This is a genomic window from Pseudoalteromonas sp. SR43-7 (genome assembly GCF_014163785.1).
Lineage (GTDB): Bacteria > Pseudomonadota > Gammaproteobacteria > Enterobacterales > Alteromonadaceae > Pseudoalteromonas > Pseudoalteromonas distincta.
The window spans coordinates 90,915-110,321 of record NZ_JACJDY010000008.1 but is presented as its reverse complement, the minus strand read 5'-3'; the positions used below and the strand labels follow the sequence as shown (position 1 = coordinate 110,321).

The following is a 19,407-nucleotide window of genomic DNA, read 5'->3' as shown; positions in this document are numbered from 1 at the left end:
TTATTTTAGTAACTTGGCGCGTATTTAGGCGCTTTTAAGTTAACTACTCAGGGTTTTCAGCATGGCATATCAAGAGCAAAATCAAGCAACAATCTATTGGCACGACTACGAAACGTGGGGGGCGAGCCCTCAAAAGGATAAGCCGAGCCAGTTTGCGGGTATTCGTACCGATCTTGATTTAAATATTATTGGCGAGCCGCTTATTGAATATTGTAAGCCGCAAGCAGATTACTTACCTCACCCTGAGGCGTGTTTAATTACGGGTATTACGCCACAAGTAGCGATGAAAAAGGGCTTGGTTGAAGCTGAGTTTATAGCAAAAATTCATGCTGAGTTTAGTGTACCAAACACCTGTGTTGCCGGTTATAACAGTATTCGGTTTGATGACGAAGTAAGCCGTTATAGCTTTTACCGTAATTTTTACGACCCGTACGAGCGCGAATACAAAAATAATAATAGTCGCTGGGATATTATTGATTTAGTACGCGCTTGTTACGCGCTGCGCCCTGAAGGCATTGAATGGCCGTTAAAAGAAGACGGCAGCCCAAGCTTTAAGCTAGAACATTTAACGGTAGCCAATGGTATTGAACACGCTGCAGCGCATGACGCGCTAAGCGATGTAACCGCCACTATTGCACTGGCTAAACTAATAAAAGAAAAACAGCCAAAGCTATATAACTTCTTTTTTGGGCTGCGTAATAAAAAGGCCCTTGCTGAATTGGTTGATGTATTTAATATGACGCCGCTGGTGCATACCACGTCGCGCATACCTGCAACACAAGGCTGTACAAGCTGGGTTGCACCAATGAGCTTTCATCCGGTTAATAAAAACGCGGTTATTTGTTTTGATTTAACCCAAAACCCGCAAGTGCTCATTGATTTAAACGTAGAAGAGTTACGCAAACGTTTATACACCAAACGTGTTGATTTAGCCGAGGGTGAATTACCTGTTGGCTTAAAACTGGTGCATTTAAACAAGTGCCCTATTTTAGCCCCAGCTAAAACGTTATTGCCTGAAAACGCCGCCCGCCTTGGGATTGACCGCGAGCAGTGCTTAGCTAACTTAGCTATTTTAAAAGCCAATACCGACCTTCGCGATAAAGTAACCGAAGTGTTTAACGAGCAAGGCGATTACAGCGCAACTACTAACGTTGACTACTTACTTTACGATGGGTTTACAAGCCATGCTGATAAAGCTAAATTTGCGATTATTCGTGATGCAAAACCAGATGAGTTAGCTGGGTTGAAGTTAGACTTTGAAGATAAAAAGTTCAATACGTTGTTGTTTAGATACCGCGCCCGTAACTGGCCTGAAACGCTAAACCAGCAAGAGCTTGACCAATGGCGCCAGTATTGCCAAAACAAGTTAATGCACGGGGAAGATCAACCGTCGATTAACGCGCAAGATTTTATGATCACCCTTGAAAACCTAGCGCATGAACATGACGACAGCGAAAAAAATCTTACAATTTTAAAGTCGCTATATAATTACGCTCAAAGCATGTAATTTGCTTTAATTTTGTTTATATAACGCATTAAAAACGCGACGCTTTAGCAATAAAGCGTCGCGTTTTTGTTTATAAATATCTGTACCACTTCAAACAAAGCAAAATCTATTTCACAAAGAGAAGCGAATGAGGAGTAAATGAGAAAACATAAAGACCAACAACAATTTTTTAGATCTATTATTTCCTCTAAAAGCGCAGCGCCTCATAACCTCTTTGTGAATAAATCACTTTACGAACTTTGCCAATTACGCAAGCAAGCTTCGCGTCTACAAGTAAAACTCATATCTACACTTTGGGGTAAACGTAGAGCTTGCTCACGTGAAAAGCACAGCTTTTAATTACTTAAATAAAACACTATTCACAAAAAGAAGCGAATGAGGAGTAAATGAGAAAACATAAAGACCAACAACAATTTTTTAGATCTATTATTTCCTCTAAAAGCGCAGCGCCTCATAACCTCTTTGTGAATAAATTACTTTACGGGCTTTGCCCGTCACGCAAGCAAGCTTCGCGTCTACAGCGTTACTTTTTATGCAGTGCTTCAATGCGTGCTAGTAAGCTTGAGGTGTCGTATCTGCCGCCACCGAGAGCCTGTACATCGGCGTAGTATTGATCGACCGTTGCGGTCATTGGCAATGTTGCACCGTTGTTTTTAGCTTCATCGAGTGCAATGCCTAAATCTTTACGCATCCAATCTACGGCAAAACCAAACTCATATTCACCCGCCCACATTGTTTTGTAGCGGTTTTCCATTTGCCACGAACCGGCTGCGCCTTTAGATATTGTTTCTATTACTTTTTCACCATCAAGCCCAGCTTGCTTGGCAAAATGTAAGCCTTCGGCTAAACCTTGCACTGCGCCAGCAATACATATTTGATTAACCATTTTACAAAGTTGTCCCGAGCCAACGCCGCCTAACAATTGGCTAAAACGACTAAACGCCGCCATAACTGGCTGCACTTTAGCAAATACGGCTTCACTGCCACCCGCCATAACCGTTAGTACGCCGTTTTCGGCGCCAGCTTGTCCGCCCGATACAGGCGCATCTATAAAGTCGATATTTTGCAGAGCCGCTTTTGCAGCCACTTCGCGGGCTACTTCAGCTGAGGTTGTGGTGTGATCAACCAAAACAGTGTGCGGCAACATGCCCGCTAACACGCCATCGTCGCCATACACTACTGAGCGTAAATCGTCATCGTTACCAACACACATAAATACGATGTCGGCATTACTGGCAGCTTCGCGCGGGGTTGATGCAAGGCTTCCTGAATGTTCTGCAGTCCACGTTTGTGCTTTAGCTTGAGTACGGTTATAAACGCATACGCTGTGCCCTGCTTTTGCTAAATGCCCCGCCATTGGGTAACCCATTACGCCTAAACCTATAAATGCGACTTTCATTGACATAAAAATGACCTATTTAACTGATAACTTAGAAACTAGACCTCGATTATGTCAACCGGTCGATAAAAAAGCGAATGAAAGTCTTTATAAAATTTCCTTAACGGGAAAGGTAAGTAGGTAACCTATGGACAGTATTTATCAATTTAATGCACCACTTTATAACAGCGAAAATTTTTCTCTTAGCCAGTTACAGGGCAAAACCGTCCTTATTGTTAATACAGCGAGTAAGTGTAATTTTTCGGTGCAATTAAACGCACTCGAAAAGCTCTATCAGCAATACAAAAGCAATGGTTTTACTGTGCTTGCGTTTCCGTGTAACCAGTTTGGCCAAAATGAGCCGCTTGATAATTTAGCCATTAAAGACTTTTACCAAGATCAATTTAATATCTCGTTTGAGGTATTTGGTAAGGTAATGGTAAATGGGCCAGAAACACATCCGTTGTTTAATTATTTAAAGTCGCATACGCGGGGTATTTCGCAAAACCGTGCAATTAAGTGGAATTTCACTAAGTTTTTAATTAACTCACAAGGGCAACTTGTTGCACGCTATGCACCGCGTACTAAGCCCGAAACACTTAAACAAGTAATAGAAAATAACTTACTGCAAGCTGCAAAGTTAAGCGCTGCAAGAGGTGGTAAAAAGGTAGCATCAAAAATACCTTTGTTTACGCCAGCTAAGGCTTAATTTAAATCAATAAAATGCGTGTTACTAAAGCACAGGTTTATAAAGTAGTTTATTGTATTGATACTTATTAAGCGTCGAGGCTATTACCATGAACATTGCTTTTTTTAGTACTCAAAAGTACGAACTGCCTTTTTTTGAACAAAGTACACGCGATCACCGTGATATAAAAATAACGTATTTTGAACAAGCCCTGAGCGAACAAACGGCTATTTTAGCAAACGGGTTTGATGCCATATGCGTATTTGTTAACGACACTGTAAACGCCACTGTTATTGAACAACTGGCAAGCCAAGGCATAAATACTATTTTGCTACGTTGTGCAGGATTTAATAACGTTGATTTACCTGCAGCAAAAGCACATAAAATTAAAGTATTACGCGTACCAGCATACAGCCCAGAAGCAGTAGCCGAGCATTGTATTGCACTTATGCTAACGCTTAGCCGTAAAACCCATAAAGCGTATAACCGCGTACGCGAAGACAATTTTGATTTAAACGGATTACTAGGCTTTAACTTGCACAATAAAACCGTGGGTATTGTAGGTTGCGGTAAAATTGGCCTTGCGCTGTGCAACATTTTAAACGGCTTTGGCGCTAAAGTATTAGTGTGCGACCCATACGCGCAACCTAGCAATTATACAATTACCGATATAGACACCTTGCTTAGCCAAAGCGATGTGATTTCTTTGCATTGCCCATTAACGGAACAAACTCATCATTTAATAGATGATGAGGCATTTAGTAAAATGAAAACCGGCGTTATGCTTATTAACACCTCTCGCGGGGCACTGCTTAACAGCAAAGCGTGCATTAATGCACTTAAAACTAAAAAATTAGGGTATTTAGGGCTCGACGTTTACGAGCAAGAGTCGGAGCTGTTTTTTAAAAACCAAAGCGACGAAATAAATCAAGACGATATATTCTCGCGCTTAGTGAGCTTTAAAAATGTATTAGTAACGGGGCATCAGGGCTTTTTTACACAAGAAGCACTCACCGAGATAGCAAACACAACCCTGCTTAACGCGTTTGAAGTAAGTGAAGGTAAACCTCTAACTAATGAGGTTTTATAAAGTTCTTGGCTATACCTAAATAACAGGCACAAAAAAAGCGAAGTGCGTTTTAAACTCACTTCGCTTTATTAATTTATTTTAGGGCTTAGATAAAATTAACCAAAGGCAACGTTTGCAAATACTAAGGTCATTAATATTGGGCAAACAAAACGAATATACTGAGCAAACCAGTAATGTACGCCTGTTGTTGCTTGATGTAATTTATTACCACGCTGCCACATCCAACCTACCGTAATAAAGTAAAACAAGCCCATAAGCGGTAATTGGTATTGGGTAAATAGCATAATAACTAAGCCAAATAACCAATCAAAATTTAGTATAATTGCGCTTGCACACACAAGTACAACGGCGCTTACTGCCCACGTTGCTTTGGTGCGGCTAACGTTGTGATTTTCGACTAAAAACGCTACCGGGATTTCAGTGGTCGATATAGTTGACGTAACCGATGCGATAGACATTAATACAAAAAACAATAAACCGACTAATAGGCCAATTTCGCCCATGGTGCTAAATAGCTCAGGTAAAATAGCAAAAATAAGTTGCCCTTCGCCAATCAGTTTACCGCCACTAAATACTTCAACACCGTTGTGCTGCGCCACATAAATAGCAGGAATAATGAGTAACCCAGCTAAAAAAGCAACGCCAGTATCAAGTAGTGCAACACCTGCTGTGAGCTTTGGTAAATTAGCATCTGGCTGTAAATACGAGCCATAAATCATCATACAGCCCACACCTAACGAGAGCGAAAAGAACGCTTGCCCCATTGCGGCAATAATTAAATTAGGGTCGAGTATTTGGCTAAAATCAGGAATTAAATACGCGGCAAAGCCTTCGCTTGCGCCATCTAGTGTTGCAATGTAGGCAATTAAACCAACAAGCAAGACGAGTAGCAGTGGCATTAAACGGCGCGACCAAGTTTCGATTCCTGATTTAACACCTTTTAAAATAATACTGGCAGTTAAAATAAGCATAAGCGGCGTAAATACAAAATTACGCAGCACTGAGTCGCTATGTAAAAATTCGCTTGCGCCTGTGAAACCTAAAAAAGTTGTTATGGGTTCAATAGCGTACGAGAGCATCCACCCTGCCACTATTGAATAAAAACTTAGCATAACAACTGCGCCTGCAAGGCCTATGTAACCGGCTGCTGCACCTACTTTACGGCTAGTGTTTTGCCATGCGTCGCCCAATGCTTTTACCGGGTTAGCTTGTGCTTTGTGACCTAAATAAAGTTCGGTATACAGCGCAGGAAGCGCAAGTAAAAATATAACAATAAAATAAACCAGTAAAAAAGCACCGCCGCCATGGTTGGCCGCTTGCGTAGGAAAACCCCAAATATTACCCAAACCCACTGCTGCGCCAGCAGCGGCTAAAACAAAACCAAGTCGGCTTTGAAACCCATCACGCACTTGTGCCATACATCTACAAATCTGTTATTATTTTGATTATTGTGAATTAAACCATATTTCATGCCAGCTGAGTAATAAAATTGTACCCAGCCTTTGTTAGTGGCGCTAACCGCTCACAATATCAGCGACTTCTTTTGCTTTAGGGCTTTTATGACTGAACACTATTTTAAAAACGCCTTGAGTATTACTTCAACTCAATTGGCAAATTTGTCTTTAGCGAGTAACAGCATTTTATTATTTAATGCTAAAACACTTGAGCTTAGTGACTTTAATTTGCCCGATTGCTTAAGCCCGTTTGAGTTAAACATTATAAACCGCCGTAAAAGCCCACAAGCTAAGCAAGAGTATTTAGCGACGCGGTTATTGTTAAAACACCTTATTAAAGTAACGCAGCCGCAACATGCTCACGTAGCCCTTAATAAAATGAGTACCGAATTTGACGAAGCAAGCTCAAAGCTGCAAGTACATGTAAGTGGTGGTGTTATAAATACCTGTATTTCACACTCGCATGGTTTAGTTGGGGTCGCGCTAAATTTTGATAGAAGTGAGTTTGGTTTTGATATTGAAAAAGTAAGCCTAAAGCGCCCGTTTGAAAAGCTTGCTAAGCATTTTTATCATAATGATGAAATTACACTTATCACTGAGCCTACTAATACCCAAGTCCAAGCAGATACATTTTTTAGAATTTGGACATTAAAAGAGTCACTTGCTAAAGCCACCAGCCGCCCTATTGCAAAATTACTTAGCCCAAATGTGTTTGACGAATTAAATAGTGCAAAGCTGAGTGCTTGCAGTAATCGCGTTACTGTAGTTGATAGCAGTGACAGTAATGCTTGTTTTGATGTGAGTGTGGTGCATAAAAAAAGCACCGACTGGCGATGCTTTTTATTAAATGACTTTATTAACTGATTTTACTAGTTAATTTCCCTGAATAACCGTTATTTACGCAGCAAAATCATTTTCTAATAAACGGCTATGAATAGACTGTACTACGTTATCTGACTCAGTTTGCTCTACTAAAAAGCACAGGTTGTGCTTACTAGCACCGTGACAAATTAATCGAATGTTAAAGTCTTTTAGTACACTCATTAAGTTCATTTCGTGTTGGCGTAATTGAATCTCAGAGCCAATAAGTGCCACCAATGTTAGGTTGTTTTCTACCGAAACATGACAAAACTCTGCAAGCTTATCTAGGCATTCTTGATCAAGCTCTGGGCGCGAGGCGTTTTGCGCGTTATCAAGCGTTATAGCTACACTGATTTCTGATGTAGTTACCAAATCTACCGATATATTATATTCACTTAATAGTGTAAATACGCGTGCTAAAAAGCCGCTTGCTAGTAGCATTTCTGGGCTTTTAAGCGTAAGCAATATTTGGTTTTTACGTTGCGTTACTGCGCGTATACCTGGTTGCTGCGATTTTTCGCGCTCAATCCACGTACCGCCACGCTCTGGCTCGCGGCTAGAACCTACAAACACGTTAATGTGGCTACGGCTCGCTGGTAAAATAGTTGCTGGGTGTAATACTTTTGCGCCAAAGGTTGCCATTTCAGCGGCTTCGTCAAAACTTAAGCGTGCAATAGGCGTCGCTTTTGCGCACAAACGCGGGTCGGTGCTAAAAATGCCCACTACGTCGGTCCAAATATGCACACTTTTAGCGTTAATCGCTTCAGCTAGTAATGCAGCGCTATAGTCAGAACCACCACGCCCTAGCGTTGTGGTTTGACCGTATTCGTCACTACCAATAAATCCCTGAGTTACAATTACTTGAGCGTCTAATAACGGAATTAAATGCTCTTTAGCAGCTTGCGCTGTGGCTGCAACATTGGGCGTTGCTTTACCAAATTGGCTGTCGGTTTTAAGTACCTTGCGCACATCAAAGCGATCGGCGTTTAAACCTTGTAAACGCAGTACCTGAGCAAACAAATACGACGATAAACGCTCACCAAAGCTAAGTAGCTCGTCGTGTTGCTGATCGGTTGTTAGTGGCTCTTGAGCCAATGTTTGAAATGCTTTTAGGGTTTCGTTAAAGCCAACCGCTAAATCGGCATCTAGCGATAATTCATCTAAAATAGTTTGTTGAATAGCAAGCACGCCGTTTATGTGTTCTTGGCGCTCACTAGGAGTAATGCTTGATTTACACAGTGCAACTAAGTGATTAGTTACGCCGGCACTGGCGCTCACGGCAACAATACGTACGCTTTTATCTGCAACAATAATTTCGCTACAGCGACTCATCGCTTCAAAATTTGCAACACTGGTTCCGCCAAATTTGGCAACGATGTAATCTGATTTTGCGCTTAACTCTGTTTGAGGCACTGTTTGTGGCGCTGATACGGTAGTCATTTAGTCTCCTTTCGCGGTATCCAAACCGCAATAAAACAAGAAGAACTTGGCAAAGGAATGCTTGAAGATAAGTCCACTGCCAGAAGCTCTCCACCTATATTGGTGACAGTTTTGAGGATTCAGCCCCATAAACCGAAAAACAATGACGACGTACCATTATTTTCCTCGGCGAGTACTTCCCTCCTTAATGATCATCGGCTTTCGTCGCCTAACATTAAGTACCTAAGTATCGCACCTCTTCTGAATGCTTTATTAACCAGTGGCTAATAAAACAAAACCCCACTAAGTAGCGGGGCTTTGAAAGTTATCGTTTAGACGTCTAGCTGTCAAGCATTTAATAATTTATGAGTTAAATAAAACTGCCCATGTAATACGAGCCCGCATATCCAACCGTGTAACAAATTAATAAATGCAGCGATAAACGCAAGTAGCTCATAAAGGTAAGCGCTTTAACTTTACTCATGGCAATAATGCCCGCAGCCGAACCAATAATAAGCATTGAACCGCCCACGCCCGTTGCATACGTAAACGACAACCAGTGTTGTTGGCTCATTACTATATTGGCTTTTAATAATGCAGCGGTAAGCGGTACGTTATCGACCCCTGCTGATAATATGCCCATTAAGTAGTTTGCGTATTCTGGTGCCATTACCGTGTATAGGTCGGTAAATTTACTCAACATACCAATTTCTTTAAGTGCGCCTACAAGTAAAAGTACACCTACAAAAAACAATAATGTGTCGTATTCTATATCGCGAACAAAATCGATTATGTCTTTGTTTATGTCTTTTTTGCGCATTAAAAATTGCGCCACTAAAAACATCACTGATAAGCCAAACAAAAAGGTTAATAAAGGCGGTACGCTGTAAATTACACTCAACGTAAGTGTGCTCACTACGGTAGATAAAAATATAACAGCAATGGTTATGTCGGTTTTTTCAATGCGGGTTTTACCTGCACTAGCAAACTCAACACGCCCTTTCATACCTATAGACAGTAACGCAGCAAGCAGCATAACGCTTGCAAGTGCTGGCGCTATAAGTAGTAATAAATGAGCAATGGTTACTTTGCCATCTAAAAATATCATTAGTGTGGTTACGTCACCTGTTATTAGCGATACCCCACCTGAGTTCACTCCAAACACAATAAGCGTGGCGTATTTAACGAGCTTTTTAGGTTCAAGCTTTAACGACATAACAACCGCAAGCGATATAAGCGTCGCTGTTACGTTATCTGAAATCGACGAAAACAAAAACGCAAAACCACCCACCAAAAACATGAGCTTTTTTTCGCTAATACTTTTTGGCATAACACGGTGCACAATATTTTCTATAAACCCCTTTGAATTTAAATACGCGACAAAGGTCATTGCAGCCATTAAAAATAGCCATAATGAGGCAATTTCTAAAATATTTTCATTTAAGAGGTGTTGAATCGTGTCGGGGCTTTGCCCGTGTAGAGGGTATATAAAAAGAAGAATCCAGCAAAGCGTACCAAAAAACAGCGTGGTTTTAGCTTTATTGACATGGATTATATCTTCTATAACGATCAGTAAAAATGCAATCGCTATCAGGGTTAGAATAATCGAGGAAACCATGGTAGTTAAACAACCTTTGATATAGTTTTAAAGAACACACAAATAACATTCCATTTCATGTGCCTATTTTCGGCGCGAATTTTAGCACTGCCTCTATGCAAAAACTATTATTAAATGGTCTTAAAAACGAATACTATATACAGACAAGGTTAATTAAAAATACGTAATAATGAGTCTTCTAAAAGAACTCAATAATAAAATACTAGGATGTTGTAACCCCTTATGATCCCAGCTAAAAAGCTGCTAAACACCATAACCGAACATTGGGGTGTATTAGAGCTATTATTTAAACGTTTTAAAATGGCTGACTTTAGCCTAAAAGACGTACAAAACACGATTAAGCAAAAGCAGCCTACGTGGTCAAACGAACGCATTTATAAAGAAACAAATCGTTTGTTAAACCAAGATATTTTAATTCCGCTGGCTAAATCCTCTCAGCTTGAAATAAATCGTGCTATTGCTGATTTTGCTACGTTTTTACTGCAAGAAGAGCATTTAGGCTTAGCGCAAGAAATTAGCGTATTAGTCGACGACCTAGCTCGTTTAGGCAACCGCCTAGATAACGCTGGCGAAATAGAAGACTTTGACGATTTACGCCGCTACAGCCGTATTATGGATGATCGGGTGCGTAAAATAATGAAGCTCTATACGCACAACGAAAACGCTATTTTAAATATAGTTGAACAAGCCAAATCAAATAATGCGGTGCAATCGCTGCAAAAGCGTTATAAAGCGGTAATAGAAGCGTTTGACGAATACATAGAGCCAATGCTTGAAATGGTTGATATTCGCGGTGAATTTCATGCATGTTTTACCCTCATTGAAGAGCAAATAAGTAAGCAAATACTGCACATTGAGCGCTCAGGTAAAGCATATAACGACAAACGCATGCTGGAGCAATTACGTACCCGTATATTAGAAATGCATTTAATGGGCCGAGAAAGCTTACGTAAAAGTGCCGATATGCTTATGCCGCTGCGCGAAGAGCTACGCCGTAATAACTTAATTACTCGCCAAGCAGCTAAAGTACTTGGGCTTGTGCGTAAAAATGGCGTAGACAATATGCTAAGTGCTGTGCAGCCGCATTTTGTAAGCGACGCGCAGCGATATTCACTTGGTCAGCAACGCCATATTGTGGCTTACATGGCAAGCTTGGTTGAATTTGAACACGAAGAATACCAATTGCCAGATCAACAAGACGTGCCTGCATTTGTTACGCCTAATATTCCTGACTACAACGATGTTAAAACCAGCTTTGCTAAGCGCTTTAATAAAAAACGCAAAAAGCCGCAGCCCTTGCTGCAATTTTTAGACGAAAGCTATCCAGATCTCGATGCCGACGAAATGCTATTTTTGTATCAAAAATTGGTCAGCGACAGCGATATTAAAATAATTCAAAGCAATGAAAAAGCCCGCGTAAAAATTGCCGGTCAGCACTTTTCTTTATATCCATTTAATTCAGAGCCTCAGCCAGATCCAAAGGCAGGTAAATAAACCATGACACACATAAACTTAGACGAGCTAACTCATCTACAAGCCATTAATAAAAAATTAGTAGCGGGTTATCACATTTGCGAGCAAGACAACGTAATGTGGCAAGAGCTTGACCAACACATAGAAGACTACACCGCCCTATTTACCGCTTTAGGTAACGATTTAAAACACGACAGCCGTGGCTTTTATTATTTTGGTAGCGACGAAAGCACACCCAATATGGGCAAAATATCTCGCGCTATCGCACTCACCATTTACATTTTAATTGAGCACTACGCCAATACGGGTAAAGATCCAATGCGCGCATTGTTTGACGACGTAAACGATTTAGAGCTTATGCAAACGCTGGTGCAAATTAACAAACATTTGTTTGATCAGCTTGAGATATTTTCGGGATCAGACCTACGTAAAGACGTTTACCTGCGCATGGTGCGCTTAGGTTTAGCCCGTGAAGTAGAAGGCGGCTTTATGCTACAAGCGCCAATTCACCGCTACATAGATGCACTCATGGAAGTAAACGAAGAAACCTACATTACAGAGGACGAGGAATGAAAAATCTATACGGACTAAGCAAACTCGCCCTACTCAACACCGCAGGCTATGCAAAATGTGTGATCCCGCTTGATAAAAGCAGCTCTATTTGTGCGCCCAATAACACAGGTAAAAGCTCGGTTATTAACGCCCTGCAGTTCCCGCTTATTAACGATTTACGCTTAACAGAATGGGATGGACACGATTTAGATGAAACTCGTAAGTTTTATTTTTCATCCGATCAGTCGTACATTTTACTAGAAGCTAACTTGCCTCATGGCTCGGTAGTAATAGGCGTGGCAGGCCTTGGTAAAATTGCCGGTTACGCGCATCAGTACTTTTGTTATCAAGGAAAGCTTGATTTAGAGCAGTACACGCAAGGTAAAACTATTATTAAATTTACCAAGCTGTTCAACCATTTAAAATCGCTTAACTACAACCCTATTGAGCTTAAAGCACAAGAGTTAAACGCGCTACTTACTGGCGGCGCAACGCCTTTTGACGGCGACATTAACCTAAAAATGATCCCGCTTAACAATGTCCAAGACTCCTCTATTTATAAAGAAATATTTAGACGTATTCTTAACTTACACAAATTAGGCGCAAGCGACGTAAAACGCTTTATGCTACGCGTTTTTGAACGCCATATGTCGAACTCTAAGGTCGATTTTTATGAAGTATGGCGTCGCTCGTTTGATAAAGTAAATCGCTCAAAACGCGAATTAAAAGCCCTTGAGTCAATGCAAGAGCCAATAGCCGCGCTTGAATCAATGCTTGAAAACCAAACCGTGCTTAAAGGTAAATTAGCCGCATACGCACCTAAAATTGACCAAGCACTGATTGATTTTGATACCTATCAAGAATCGCAACTTAATGAGTTGGGCATTGCGCTTGAAGATATAGAGCACGAAAAACACGAGTTTGAGCAAAAACAAAGCCTATACGTACAGCAATCGCGTGATATAGAACGCAGACAAACTCAAATTGAGCAGTGGTTTTTAGATTACGATGCGCTTAAAAGCGAGTTTGAACTGGTAAATAAAGCCACGCTTAAAACCAGCCTGACTCAATTAAAGCAAGATTACGAGTCGCTTTCGCACTCTATAACCAGCGCACAAGGGCAAAGCCTACACACGCTTGACTACCGCATTAGCGAAACACAAAAACAAATTAAGAGCTTAAAGCTACAACTTAAAAACCTTGAGTTTAATTTGTTTACCCGTATGCGCGAAGACCTCTCGTTAAAAGAAGTAGAGGAAATATCGCGGATTTTAAACCCTGATATTCTCTCGTTTGCGACCACCACTAATGGCGATATAACCATTGATGACGAAGACGCGTTTGGGGAATTTTTATCGCTGTTAAGTGAAAACGTTAAAGGCGGCGTATTAACGCTACCAGGTGCGAGCATTAAGCTTAAAAAGCTCTCGCCTGTGCAAATGCAAAGCGGCGAAAACAAAGAGCAATTAACCGCTCAGTTAAATGCTCTTGAGCATTCACTTAAAGAGTTTAAGCAACAGCGCGATGTTGCTGCAAACGTTGCCGACAAGCAAAAAGAAAAAGACGCGTTATACGATGAGCTTATGAGCGCAGAGAGCGCGCTAAAACGCTTAGAGCAGTTTGAGGTAATGCAGCAGTCGGTTGAAGCGCAAGCCATGCTAAAAGAGCAGTTATTAGCTGAGCGCGAACAAGTTGACGACTACTTGCAAGATATTCAAAAAAATAGTGGCTCAATTGCCGATCGTCGCTCGTTAATTAAATCGAAACAAGAGCAAATTAATCGCCAAACTGAGCGCTTACGCCAAGTTAAAAGCGAGCGAATTGATCACACGCTTGATTTATACAGCGGTAAAGTAACTCCATACATGATTGATATTACGGTCGACTTTGATAACTTAAGCGACCTTGTTCATCATTTTAATAAAGACTGCCAAGAACTGCGTAATTTTGACATAAACGTGCGTAATACCTATTTGCATGTATATAACGCGGGTATTACTAAATTCGACAACGAAAATGACGAATACACTAAATACCAAAAGCTAATAAGCGCCTTTCATAATATTGATAACGAACGCGATGCTGTTGAGCGCCAAGCACGCGTTGCGCTTACCGAAGTGGCCGCAACTATAAAAGGCTTGCGAGAAGATTTAGACCGACTTCGCCGCGAAATGAATAGCTTTAATAAAGGCATAAGCCAGCACCGTATTTCAAACCTGCAAGCGTTTAAAATTAACGTCATACCGCGCAAAATGCTGGTTGATAGTATAGATACCATTATCAGCACGTCGCATCAGTTTGAGCAAGGCGACACGCTTGATTTACTGAGCCAAGAACCGTACAGCGAAAGTGCGGTAAACGAAGCAAAAGATCACTTAATTAAACTCGCCTCAGATAAAGCGGGCTTAACACTTACCGATTTATTTGATATTCGATTTGAAGTAGTTAACCGCGCAGGTGAAACAGAGCACTTTGAAAAAATAGATTCGGCGGGTTCAAACGGCACACGTATTACGATTAAGTTATTGTGTGGCATGTTGTTTATTCGTTACTTATTAAGCGATCAGGAACAAAACCTATACCGTATACCTATTTACATAGATGAAGCGGCCGACATTGACCCACAAAATCAAAAAGCGATTATAGAAACCGCACTAAGTTTTGGTTTTGTGCCTATATTTGCCTCAGTTAAACCACAAATAAGTTGTGACTACATTGTGCCGATTCGCTCGGTAAAAGACGGTGCACAAAACTGGGTAGATGAAAAAGATTGGATTGAAGTTGAACATTAGCTGATGAATCGAGACTAATTAACATAGGTTAATTAGTCGTTCAGCCCTAACAATTAGACTAATATTTAGGACGTTTAAATAATACACATTTAAACTATGTGTGTTATTTTAAATTAATGCATTTTATTGGAGCAAACGTAATGAAAAATATACTTATTGTTGCAGCGCTAGTACTTCTTACAGCCTGTACACAAACCCCTGATTGGGATTACGATAAATCAGCTAACTTTAGTAATTTTAAAACATTTGCTTGGGTAGAAAACGCCAGCCTAACTAAAGACACAAATAACTACCAAATTAATGGCCTAATGGAAAAACGTGTTCGCACTGCCGTTAACGCAGAACTGAGCCAAACACTAGGTATGAGCTTAGTTGATGCAGCAAATGCTGATGTACTTGTTAACTATCATGCATCGGTAGATAAAGAGCTTGAAGTAGATACATTTAATGTAAACTACCGCCCGCATTGGGGTTATTGGGGTACTGGTTTTCAACGTGATACAACCGCGCGTGAATACGAAGTGGGTACACTGATCATTGATATTGTAGACCGTGAATCTAACCAGCTAGTATGGCGCGGCGCAAAAGAAGGCCGATTAAAGAAAAACCAATCGCCAGAACAACGTGAAGCATCAATTAATAAAACAGTGAGTGAAATATTAAGTAACTTCCCGCCGCAAAAGCAGCAGTAAGTTAAATTTTGCTACAAGTAAGTTTTAAAAAAGCTCACGTAATGTGAGCTTTTTTGTATATAGATCACAGTACTCAAAACTAATACTAGGTCTGAAAGTTAATTAATCTATATTTTTGGTAAGCATGAAACGGTCAAATAATCAAAAAACAAAAAAGAAGCCAAAAATAAAACACGCTAATATTAGTAATACCAGAATGTTATTAAATCAAATAGCATTCTCCTTGTTTTCTTTTTCTTTAGGGCTATTGCTTATAATAATAACGGTCAAATCTATATACGACGGTTATGTTCATACACCAACAGATTATCGAGTTGAATCTGATGTCTATTTTTTATCGACCTCTCCATTTTCTTATCTTTTTAACCTTCTTTTTTACTTAGGGGGTGGGATCTTTTTTTTAGTGCTACCTTATTTAAGTAGAGATATGTTCCCTCGTAAAAAAGAGAAAAAGCTAAACAAAAAAGCTCAAAGAAAAAATAAACAATAGTTTTCATTAACTCGTTTTGTACTTATGCAGTAACTCGAGCGGTATATGGCAGTAATCATCAGGGTGATTAGTTAGTCGGTCTTGATGCTCAGGATCGCTTGGCACGTAGTTAGTTAGCAGCTCTACCCCTACCACAATTTTATCGGCATCACTGCGCTTATTTATATAATTGCTTGCTGCATCTAAATGGCTTTGGTTTTTGCTATAAATGGCAGTGCGGTATTTAGGGCCTACGTCATCCCCTTGTTTATTAATACTGTATGGGTCAATAATTTCAAAAAAGTAGTCAAACAGCTTATTTAGGGTTACGACTTTTAGGTCAAAAATTACCTTTACGCATTCAGCATAACCATCGTATTCGCCGTCAGTGGTTTTGCTTGACCCATTAGCGCGCCCTGCTTCAGTACTTATTATGCCTGGTAAGTGCTTTAAAAATTCTTGTACGCCCCACAGACAGCCACCAGCAAAGTAAATAGTATTATGTTCTTTAGTATCCATTATAAATGTTATCCAATAAGTAATTATACCGATTGCATTAAATTAGTGTTCTATTATAGCGCCAAGAAAATAGCGCAATAACAAGGCGAAAATTATGACACATAGTTGTTCTATATAAATAATTTTTAACGCAGTGAATGCGCTATTTAATACGATAGAATAACCATGTTTTTAATAAAGTCGGTATTACGTAAATGGTTATCAAATGCAGTTATTAACAAATTAATGTACAATCGCGCACAAAATGACTGCTGTTATATTTGGCTATTTTATCATGCTCAAATATAAGCTTTGAAATTAATTGTAACCGCAGCTACAAATAAAAAATGATGAGAAACACATGAATCGCACACCACACATTATAATACCTGCAATATTATGCAGCGTTACTGCATTTGCCAATGCTAATACGCTATCTGATGAGTCGGCAATCGAGAAAATAACGGTTGAGGCCTCACCCACTGCAAATAAGTTGCCAGTAGGTACATTCGACTCGCCTATTTCTAATTTAGAATATGACCCCCGTGTTGACCTTCAATCGCGTAATATGGCTGAGGCGCAAGCTGATGTAACTATTCGTGGTGGGATTTTTGAAAACACCGGTTTTAGAGTAGGAAGCGCTACCCTGCTTGACCCGCAATCTGGGCATTATTTTGCTGAAATACCCATTGCACCGCAAATGCTAAGCGGCCCAGATGTTTTAACCGGTGCCGATAACGCACTTTACGGTATGAATAGCTCTGTAGGTACGGTTTCATTTGGTTGGAAACCGATTATTACTGGCGGTAGTGTATCCCTTGGTACTGGTACAAACGACTTTAATCTGCAAAGTATTCACGCTGCTAAAAACACACAACTTGATAGCTTAGCTAACTATACTCTGGGCTTTGAAGGTGAGTATTCTCATTCGCAAAGTGATGGAACAATAGATTCTGGCGATCATGACTTTTCGCGCGCCTCAGCTCGCGTGCAATTAGCAAGCGAGCATAGCCAAACAGATTTGTTTTTTGGCTCACAAGATAAGTTTTTTGGCTGGCCTAACTTGTACACCCCTTTTGGCGTTAACGAAACTGAAGATTTAGAAACCCGTCTTTGGATGCTTAATCACAAGCAAAACTACGCTGATAACAGCAACTTTGAAGTATCTGCTTATTATCGTACCCATGACGATCACTATATTTACTCGCGCGAAAATCCTAGTGCATTTGAAGCTTTTCATAAAAGTGAAGTTAAATCGCTTGGACTTTCGGGTCGCCATGCACAAAGCGATGCACTGGCAATAAATTACTCTACACAGTTTATTGACGACTCAATTGAATCTACCACGCTTGAAAACAACTTTACCTCTCGTAAGTATTATAAATTAAGCGTATTGCCTGAATACAAAATGGCGCTTGAGGATAATAAACAACTTACATTTCGTTTAGGTGCTGCGTTTGACGATACAAATAGAGACGACTCTGAACTGTCACTTATTGGTGATATAACGCTTAATACACAAAACAGCAAAGGTTTTGAGCGCACGTTTTATTTATCGTACGCAGAGGCGAGTCAAGTTGCAGGCTACACAGCCATTGGCGGCAGCGACTCTGGCGGGTTATTTAGAAGTAACTACAACCTTGAGCGCGAAACCACATCAAACTTGGAGCTAGGTTTATTACTTGAAGAACAAAGCTGGCAGTTAAACTCGGCTATTTTTTATCGAAAAGATAATAACTTGACCGATTGGACCTTTAATTTTGATTCAACCTCAGCGCGCTTTGCAAACCCAGTTGATATTGATACTGCAGGGGTTGAATTTTTAGCGACTAAGCACTTTGATACAGCAAAGCTTATAGCAAGCTACACCTATTTACATAAATCAGAAAACTACGGCGCAGCCGATATTGATGCCAGCTTTTACGCGTTAAACTTTCCTGATCACCGTTTAACACTTGGCGCTGTGTACAACCCAACTGATATTTTAGAATTTAGAATAGATAACGAATGGCGTACACAACACAAAAATGCACTTAGAAACGGCAATGATAACGCGTTATTTACCCAGCTAACACTTAAAATAACTCCGCCACAGTTGAGTAATTTATTTATCACCTTAGCGGCAGATAACTTATGGGATGAGTCGTTTGAAGAAATACCAGGTACACCTGGGCGCGGTGAGCAATATACGTTAAGCGTAACGTATAGCTGGTAGAAAATAAAGCCAGCGTTTACGAACTCAATTTATACTTTGGTTTGTAAACGCTGTGTTTATTTATATAAAAGTGCAGTTTTTAGGAAAAAAATATTACACAAAGAGAAAAGAATTAGGAGTAAATGAGAAAAACAAAAGCCAACTATTACTTTAAATTAATCTCCTCCTCTAAAAGCGCAGCGCCTCCTCCCCTCTTTGTGAATAAATCACTTTTACATGCTTTGCCTGTCACGTAAGCAAGCTTCACGCCTACACAAACCTACACTTTGGCGGTAAACGTAGAGCTTGCTCGCGTGAAAAGCACAGCTTTTAATTACTTAAAATAAATACTCACTAATAGATAAGTGTAAATATATGTGTATTTTAATAGCTCACTAAGTGAGCTCTTCGAGCTCTGTAATAAGCGCTAAAGCTTGTGCATTTGTTGACCCGCACACATCAAGCGTGGCACTAAAATCGCTACATACTTTTGGTCGACTTTCATCACCAAATAACTTACATAAATTACGTTCGTCCAGCTGAATACAACGTTCTCCGGCTTTTTTACCATTTGGCATACCTGGAATAGGCGAACTAATACTTGGCGCAATACAACATGCGCCGCAGCCTAGCCTGCAATTCATCGATTCGGTTTTCATAATTTCCTCGGTATAAAAAACACTTACTTTAATTTCTTTTTAGGAACTTAATTAGTCGCATAG

At 40.2% G+C, this 19,407-nt stretch carries 17 protein-coding genes and 1 riboswitch; of the genes, 11 read left to right on the top strand and 6 right to left on the bottom strand.

The window, feature by feature from the left end; all coding sequences use genetic code 11:
• Positions 1-61: 61 nt before the first annotated feature.
• Positions 62-1,507, top strand: coding sequence for an exodeoxyribonuclease I (sbcB, locus tag H5087_RS08245; RefSeq protein ID WP_182671704.1), 1,446 nt, complete (start codon positions 62-64; stop codon positions 1,505-1,507).
• Between the two features lie 138 nt (positions 1,508-1,645).
• On the top strand, positions 1,646-1,846 hold the full coding sequence (locus H5087_RS08240) for a hypothetical protein (RefSeq protein ID WP_182671703.1): 201 nt from the start codon (positions 1,646-1,648) through the stop codon (positions 1,844-1,846).
• Positions 1,847-2,030: 184 nt separating this feature from the next.
• Here H5087_RS08240 and H5087_RS08235 read toward each other — a convergent pair whose 3' ends face one another.
• Positions 2,031-2,912, bottom strand: a complete 882-nt coding sequence (locus tag H5087_RS08235; RefSeq protein WP_182671702.1) for an NAD(P)-dependent oxidoreductase — start codon at positions 2,910-2,912, stop codon at positions 2,031-2,033.
• A 121-nt stretch (positions 2,913-3,033) separates the two neighbouring features.
• Here H5087_RS08235 and H5087_RS08230 point away from each other — a divergent pair, with 121 nt between their 5' ends.
• Together H5087_RS08230 and H5087_RS08225 are read left to right on the top strand one after the other, a co-directional pair.
• Positions 3,034-3,594, top strand: coding sequence for a glutathione peroxidase (locus H5087_RS08230; RefSeq protein ID WP_182671701.1), 561 nt, complete (start codon positions 3,034-3,036; stop codon positions 3,592-3,594).
• A gap of 88 nt (positions 3,595-3,682) precedes the next feature.
• Positions 3,683-4,663, top strand: a complete 981-nt coding sequence (locus H5087_RS08225) for a 2-hydroxyacid dehydrogenase (protein WP_182671700.1) — start codon at positions 3,683-3,685, stop codon at positions 4,661-4,663.
• A 95-nt stretch (positions 4,664-4,758) separates the two neighbouring features.
• Here H5087_RS08225 and H5087_RS08220 read toward each other — a convergent pair whose 3' ends face one another.
• Entirely contained in the window at positions 4,759-6,081 is a 1,323-nt protein-coding gene (locus tag H5087_RS08220) for a sodium-dependent transporter (protein ID WP_007375800.1), read from the bottom strand.
• A gap of 141 nt (positions 6,082-6,222) precedes the next feature.
• Here H5087_RS08220 and H5087_RS08215 point away from each other — a divergent pair, with 141 nt between their 5' ends.
• Positions 6,223-6,981: a 4'-phosphopantetheinyl transferase superfamily protein gene (locus tag H5087_RS08215; RefSeq protein ID WP_182671699.1), complete on the top strand. Its 759-nt coding sequence runs from the start codon at positions 6,223-6,225 to the stop codon at positions 6,979-6,981.
• Between the two features lie 33 nt (positions 6,982-7,014).
• Here the strand turns inward: H5087_RS08215 and lysC are convergent, their stop codons facing one another.
• Complete coding sequence (gene lysC, locus H5087_RS08210) at positions 7,015-8,418, bottom strand: lysine-sensitive aspartokinase 3 (RefSeq protein WP_182671698.1); 1,404 nt, start codon at positions 8,416-8,418, stop codon at positions 7,015-7,017.
• A 75-nt stretch (positions 8,419-8,493) separates the two neighbouring features.
• A riboswitch (Lysine riboswitch) is annotated at positions 8,494-8,666 on the bottom strand.
• Positions 8,667-8,767: 101 nt separating this feature from the next.
• Positions 8,768-10,015 (bottom strand): sodium:proton antiporter NhaD, encoded by a 1,248-nt coding sequence (gene nhaD / locus H5087_RS08205; RefSeq protein WP_101217585.1) that lies wholly within the window; start codon positions 10,013-10,015, stop codon positions 8,768-8,770.
• Positions 10,016-10,237: 222 nt separating this feature from the next.
• Here nhaD and H5087_RS08200 point away from each other — a divergent pair, with 222 nt between their 5' ends.
• The 5 genes from H5087_RS08200 to H5087_RS08180 all read left to right on the top strand — a co-directional run bounded on the left by H5087_RS08200 (position 10,238) and on the right by H5087_RS08180 (position 16,014).
• Entirely contained in the window at positions 10,238-11,509 is a 1,272-nt protein-coding gene (locus tag H5087_RS08200; protein WP_182671697.1) for a hypothetical protein, read from the top strand.
• Between the two features lie 3 nt (positions 11,510-11,512).
• A complete protein-coding gene (locus tag H5087_RS08195) occupies positions 11,513-12,061 on the top strand; it encodes a condensin complex protein MksE (RefSeq protein WP_024605891.1) in 549 nt (182 codons plus the stop codon).
• Complete coding sequence (locus H5087_RS08190; RefSeq protein WP_182671696.1) at positions 12,058-14,832, top strand: ATPase; 2,775 nt, start codon at positions 12,058-12,060, stop codon at positions 14,830-14,832. The genes H5087_RS08195 and H5087_RS08190 overlap by 4 nt, the downstream gene beginning before the upstream one ends.
• 140 nt (positions 14,833-14,972) lie before the next feature.
• On the top strand, positions 14,973-15,524 hold the full coding sequence (locus tag H5087_RS08185; protein WP_182671695.1) for a DUF4136 domain-containing protein: 552 nt from the start codon (positions 14,973-14,975) through the stop codon (positions 15,522-15,524).
• Positions 15,525-15,648: 124 nt separating this feature from the next.
• The gene (locus tag H5087_RS08180; protein WP_182671694.1) at positions 15,649-16,014 is read left to right on the top strand and encodes a hypothetical protein; all 366 of its coding nucleotides are present in this window, start codon (positions 15,649-15,651) and stop codon (positions 16,012-16,014) included.
• Positions 16,015-16,020: 6 nt separating this feature from the next.
• On the opposite strand, the gene H5087_RS08175 is transcribed toward H5087_RS08180, so the two are convergent.
• Positions 16,021-16,512, bottom strand: coding sequence for a peptide-methionine (S)-S-oxide reductase (locus H5087_RS08175; protein WP_182671693.1), 492 nt, complete (start codon positions 16,510-16,512; stop codon positions 16,021-16,023).
• 340 nt (positions 16,513-16,852) lie between these two features.
• On the opposite strand from H5087_RS08175, the gene H5087_RS08170 reads away from it, so the two are divergent.
• Complete coding sequence (locus H5087_RS08170) at positions 16,853-18,706, top strand: TonB-dependent siderophore receptor (protein ID WP_182671692.1); 1,854 nt, start codon at positions 16,853-16,855, stop codon at positions 18,704-18,706.
• 374 nt (positions 18,707-19,080) lie between these two features.
• Here H5087_RS08170 and H5087_RS08165 read toward each other — a convergent pair whose 3' ends face one another.
• Positions 19,081-19,344, bottom strand: a complete 264-nt coding sequence (locus H5087_RS08165; protein WP_007375812.1) for a YkgJ family cysteine cluster protein — start codon at positions 19,342-19,344, stop codon at positions 19,081-19,083.
• Positions 19,345-19,407: the final 63 nt, after the last annotated feature.

Excerpts from the sequence above, each read along its gene's own strand:
- sbcB (WP_182671704.1), top strand. The coding sequence starts at position 62 with ATGGCATATCAAGAGCAAAATCAAGCAACAATCTATTGGCACGACTAC.
- H5087_RS08240 (WP_182671703.1), top strand. The coding sequence starts at position 1,646 with ATGAGAAAACATAAAGACCAACAACAATTTTTTAGATCTATTATTTCC.
- H5087_RS08235 (WP_182671702.1), bottom strand. The coding sequence starts at position 2,912 with ATGTCAATGAAAGTCGCATTTATAGGTTTAGGCGTAATGGGTTACCCA.
- H5087_RS08230 (WP_182671701.1), top strand. The coding sequence starts at position 3,034 with ATGGACAGTATTTATCAATTTAATGCACCACTTTATAACAGCGAAAAT.
- H5087_RS08225 (WP_182671700.1), top strand. The coding sequence starts at position 3,683 with ATGAACATTGCTTTTTTTAGTACTCAAAAGTACGAACTGCCTTTTTTT.
- H5087_RS08220 (WP_007375800.1), bottom strand. The coding sequence starts at position 6,081 with ATGGCACAAGTGCGTGATGGGTTTCAAAGCCGACTTGGTTTTGTTTTA.
- H5087_RS08215 (WP_182671699.1), top strand. The coding sequence starts at position 6,223 with ATGACTGAACACTATTTTAAAAACGCCTTGAGTATTACTTCAACTCAA.
- lysC (WP_182671698.1), bottom strand. The coding sequence starts at position 8,418 with ATGACTACCGTATCAGCGCCACAAACAGTGCCTCAAACAGAGTTAAGC.
- nhaD (WP_101217585.1), bottom strand. The coding sequence starts at position 10,015 with ATGGTTTCCTCGATTATTCTAACCCTGATAGCGATTGCATTTTTACTG.
- H5087_RS08200 (WP_182671697.1), top strand. The coding sequence starts at position 10,238 with ATGATCCCAGCTAAAAAGCTGCTAAACACCATAACCGAACATTGGGGT.
- H5087_RS08195 (WP_024605891.1), top strand. The coding sequence starts at position 11,513 with ATGACACACATAAACTTAGACGAGCTAACTCATCTACAAGCCATTAAT.
- H5087_RS08190 (WP_182671696.1), top strand. The coding sequence starts at position 12,058 with ATGAAAAATCTATACGGACTAAGCAAACTCGCCCTACTCAACACCGCA.
- H5087_RS08185 (WP_182671695.1), top strand. The coding sequence starts at position 14,973 with ATGAAAAATATACTTATTGTTGCAGCGCTAGTACTTCTTACAGCCTGT.
- H5087_RS08180 (WP_182671694.1), top strand. The coding sequence starts at position 15,649 with ATGAAACGGTCAAATAATCAAAAAACAAAAAAGAAGCCAAAAATAAAA.
- H5087_RS08175 (WP_182671693.1), bottom strand. The coding sequence starts at position 16,512 with ATGGATACTAAAGAACATAATACTATTTACTTTGCTGGTGGCTGTCTG.
- H5087_RS08170 (WP_182671692.1), top strand. The coding sequence starts at position 16,853 with ATGAATCGCACACCACACATTATAATACCTGCAATATTATGCAGCGTT.
- H5087_RS08165 (WP_007375812.1), bottom strand. The coding sequence starts at position 19,344 with ATGAAAACCGAATCGATGAATTGCAGGCTAGGCTGCGGCGCATGTTGT.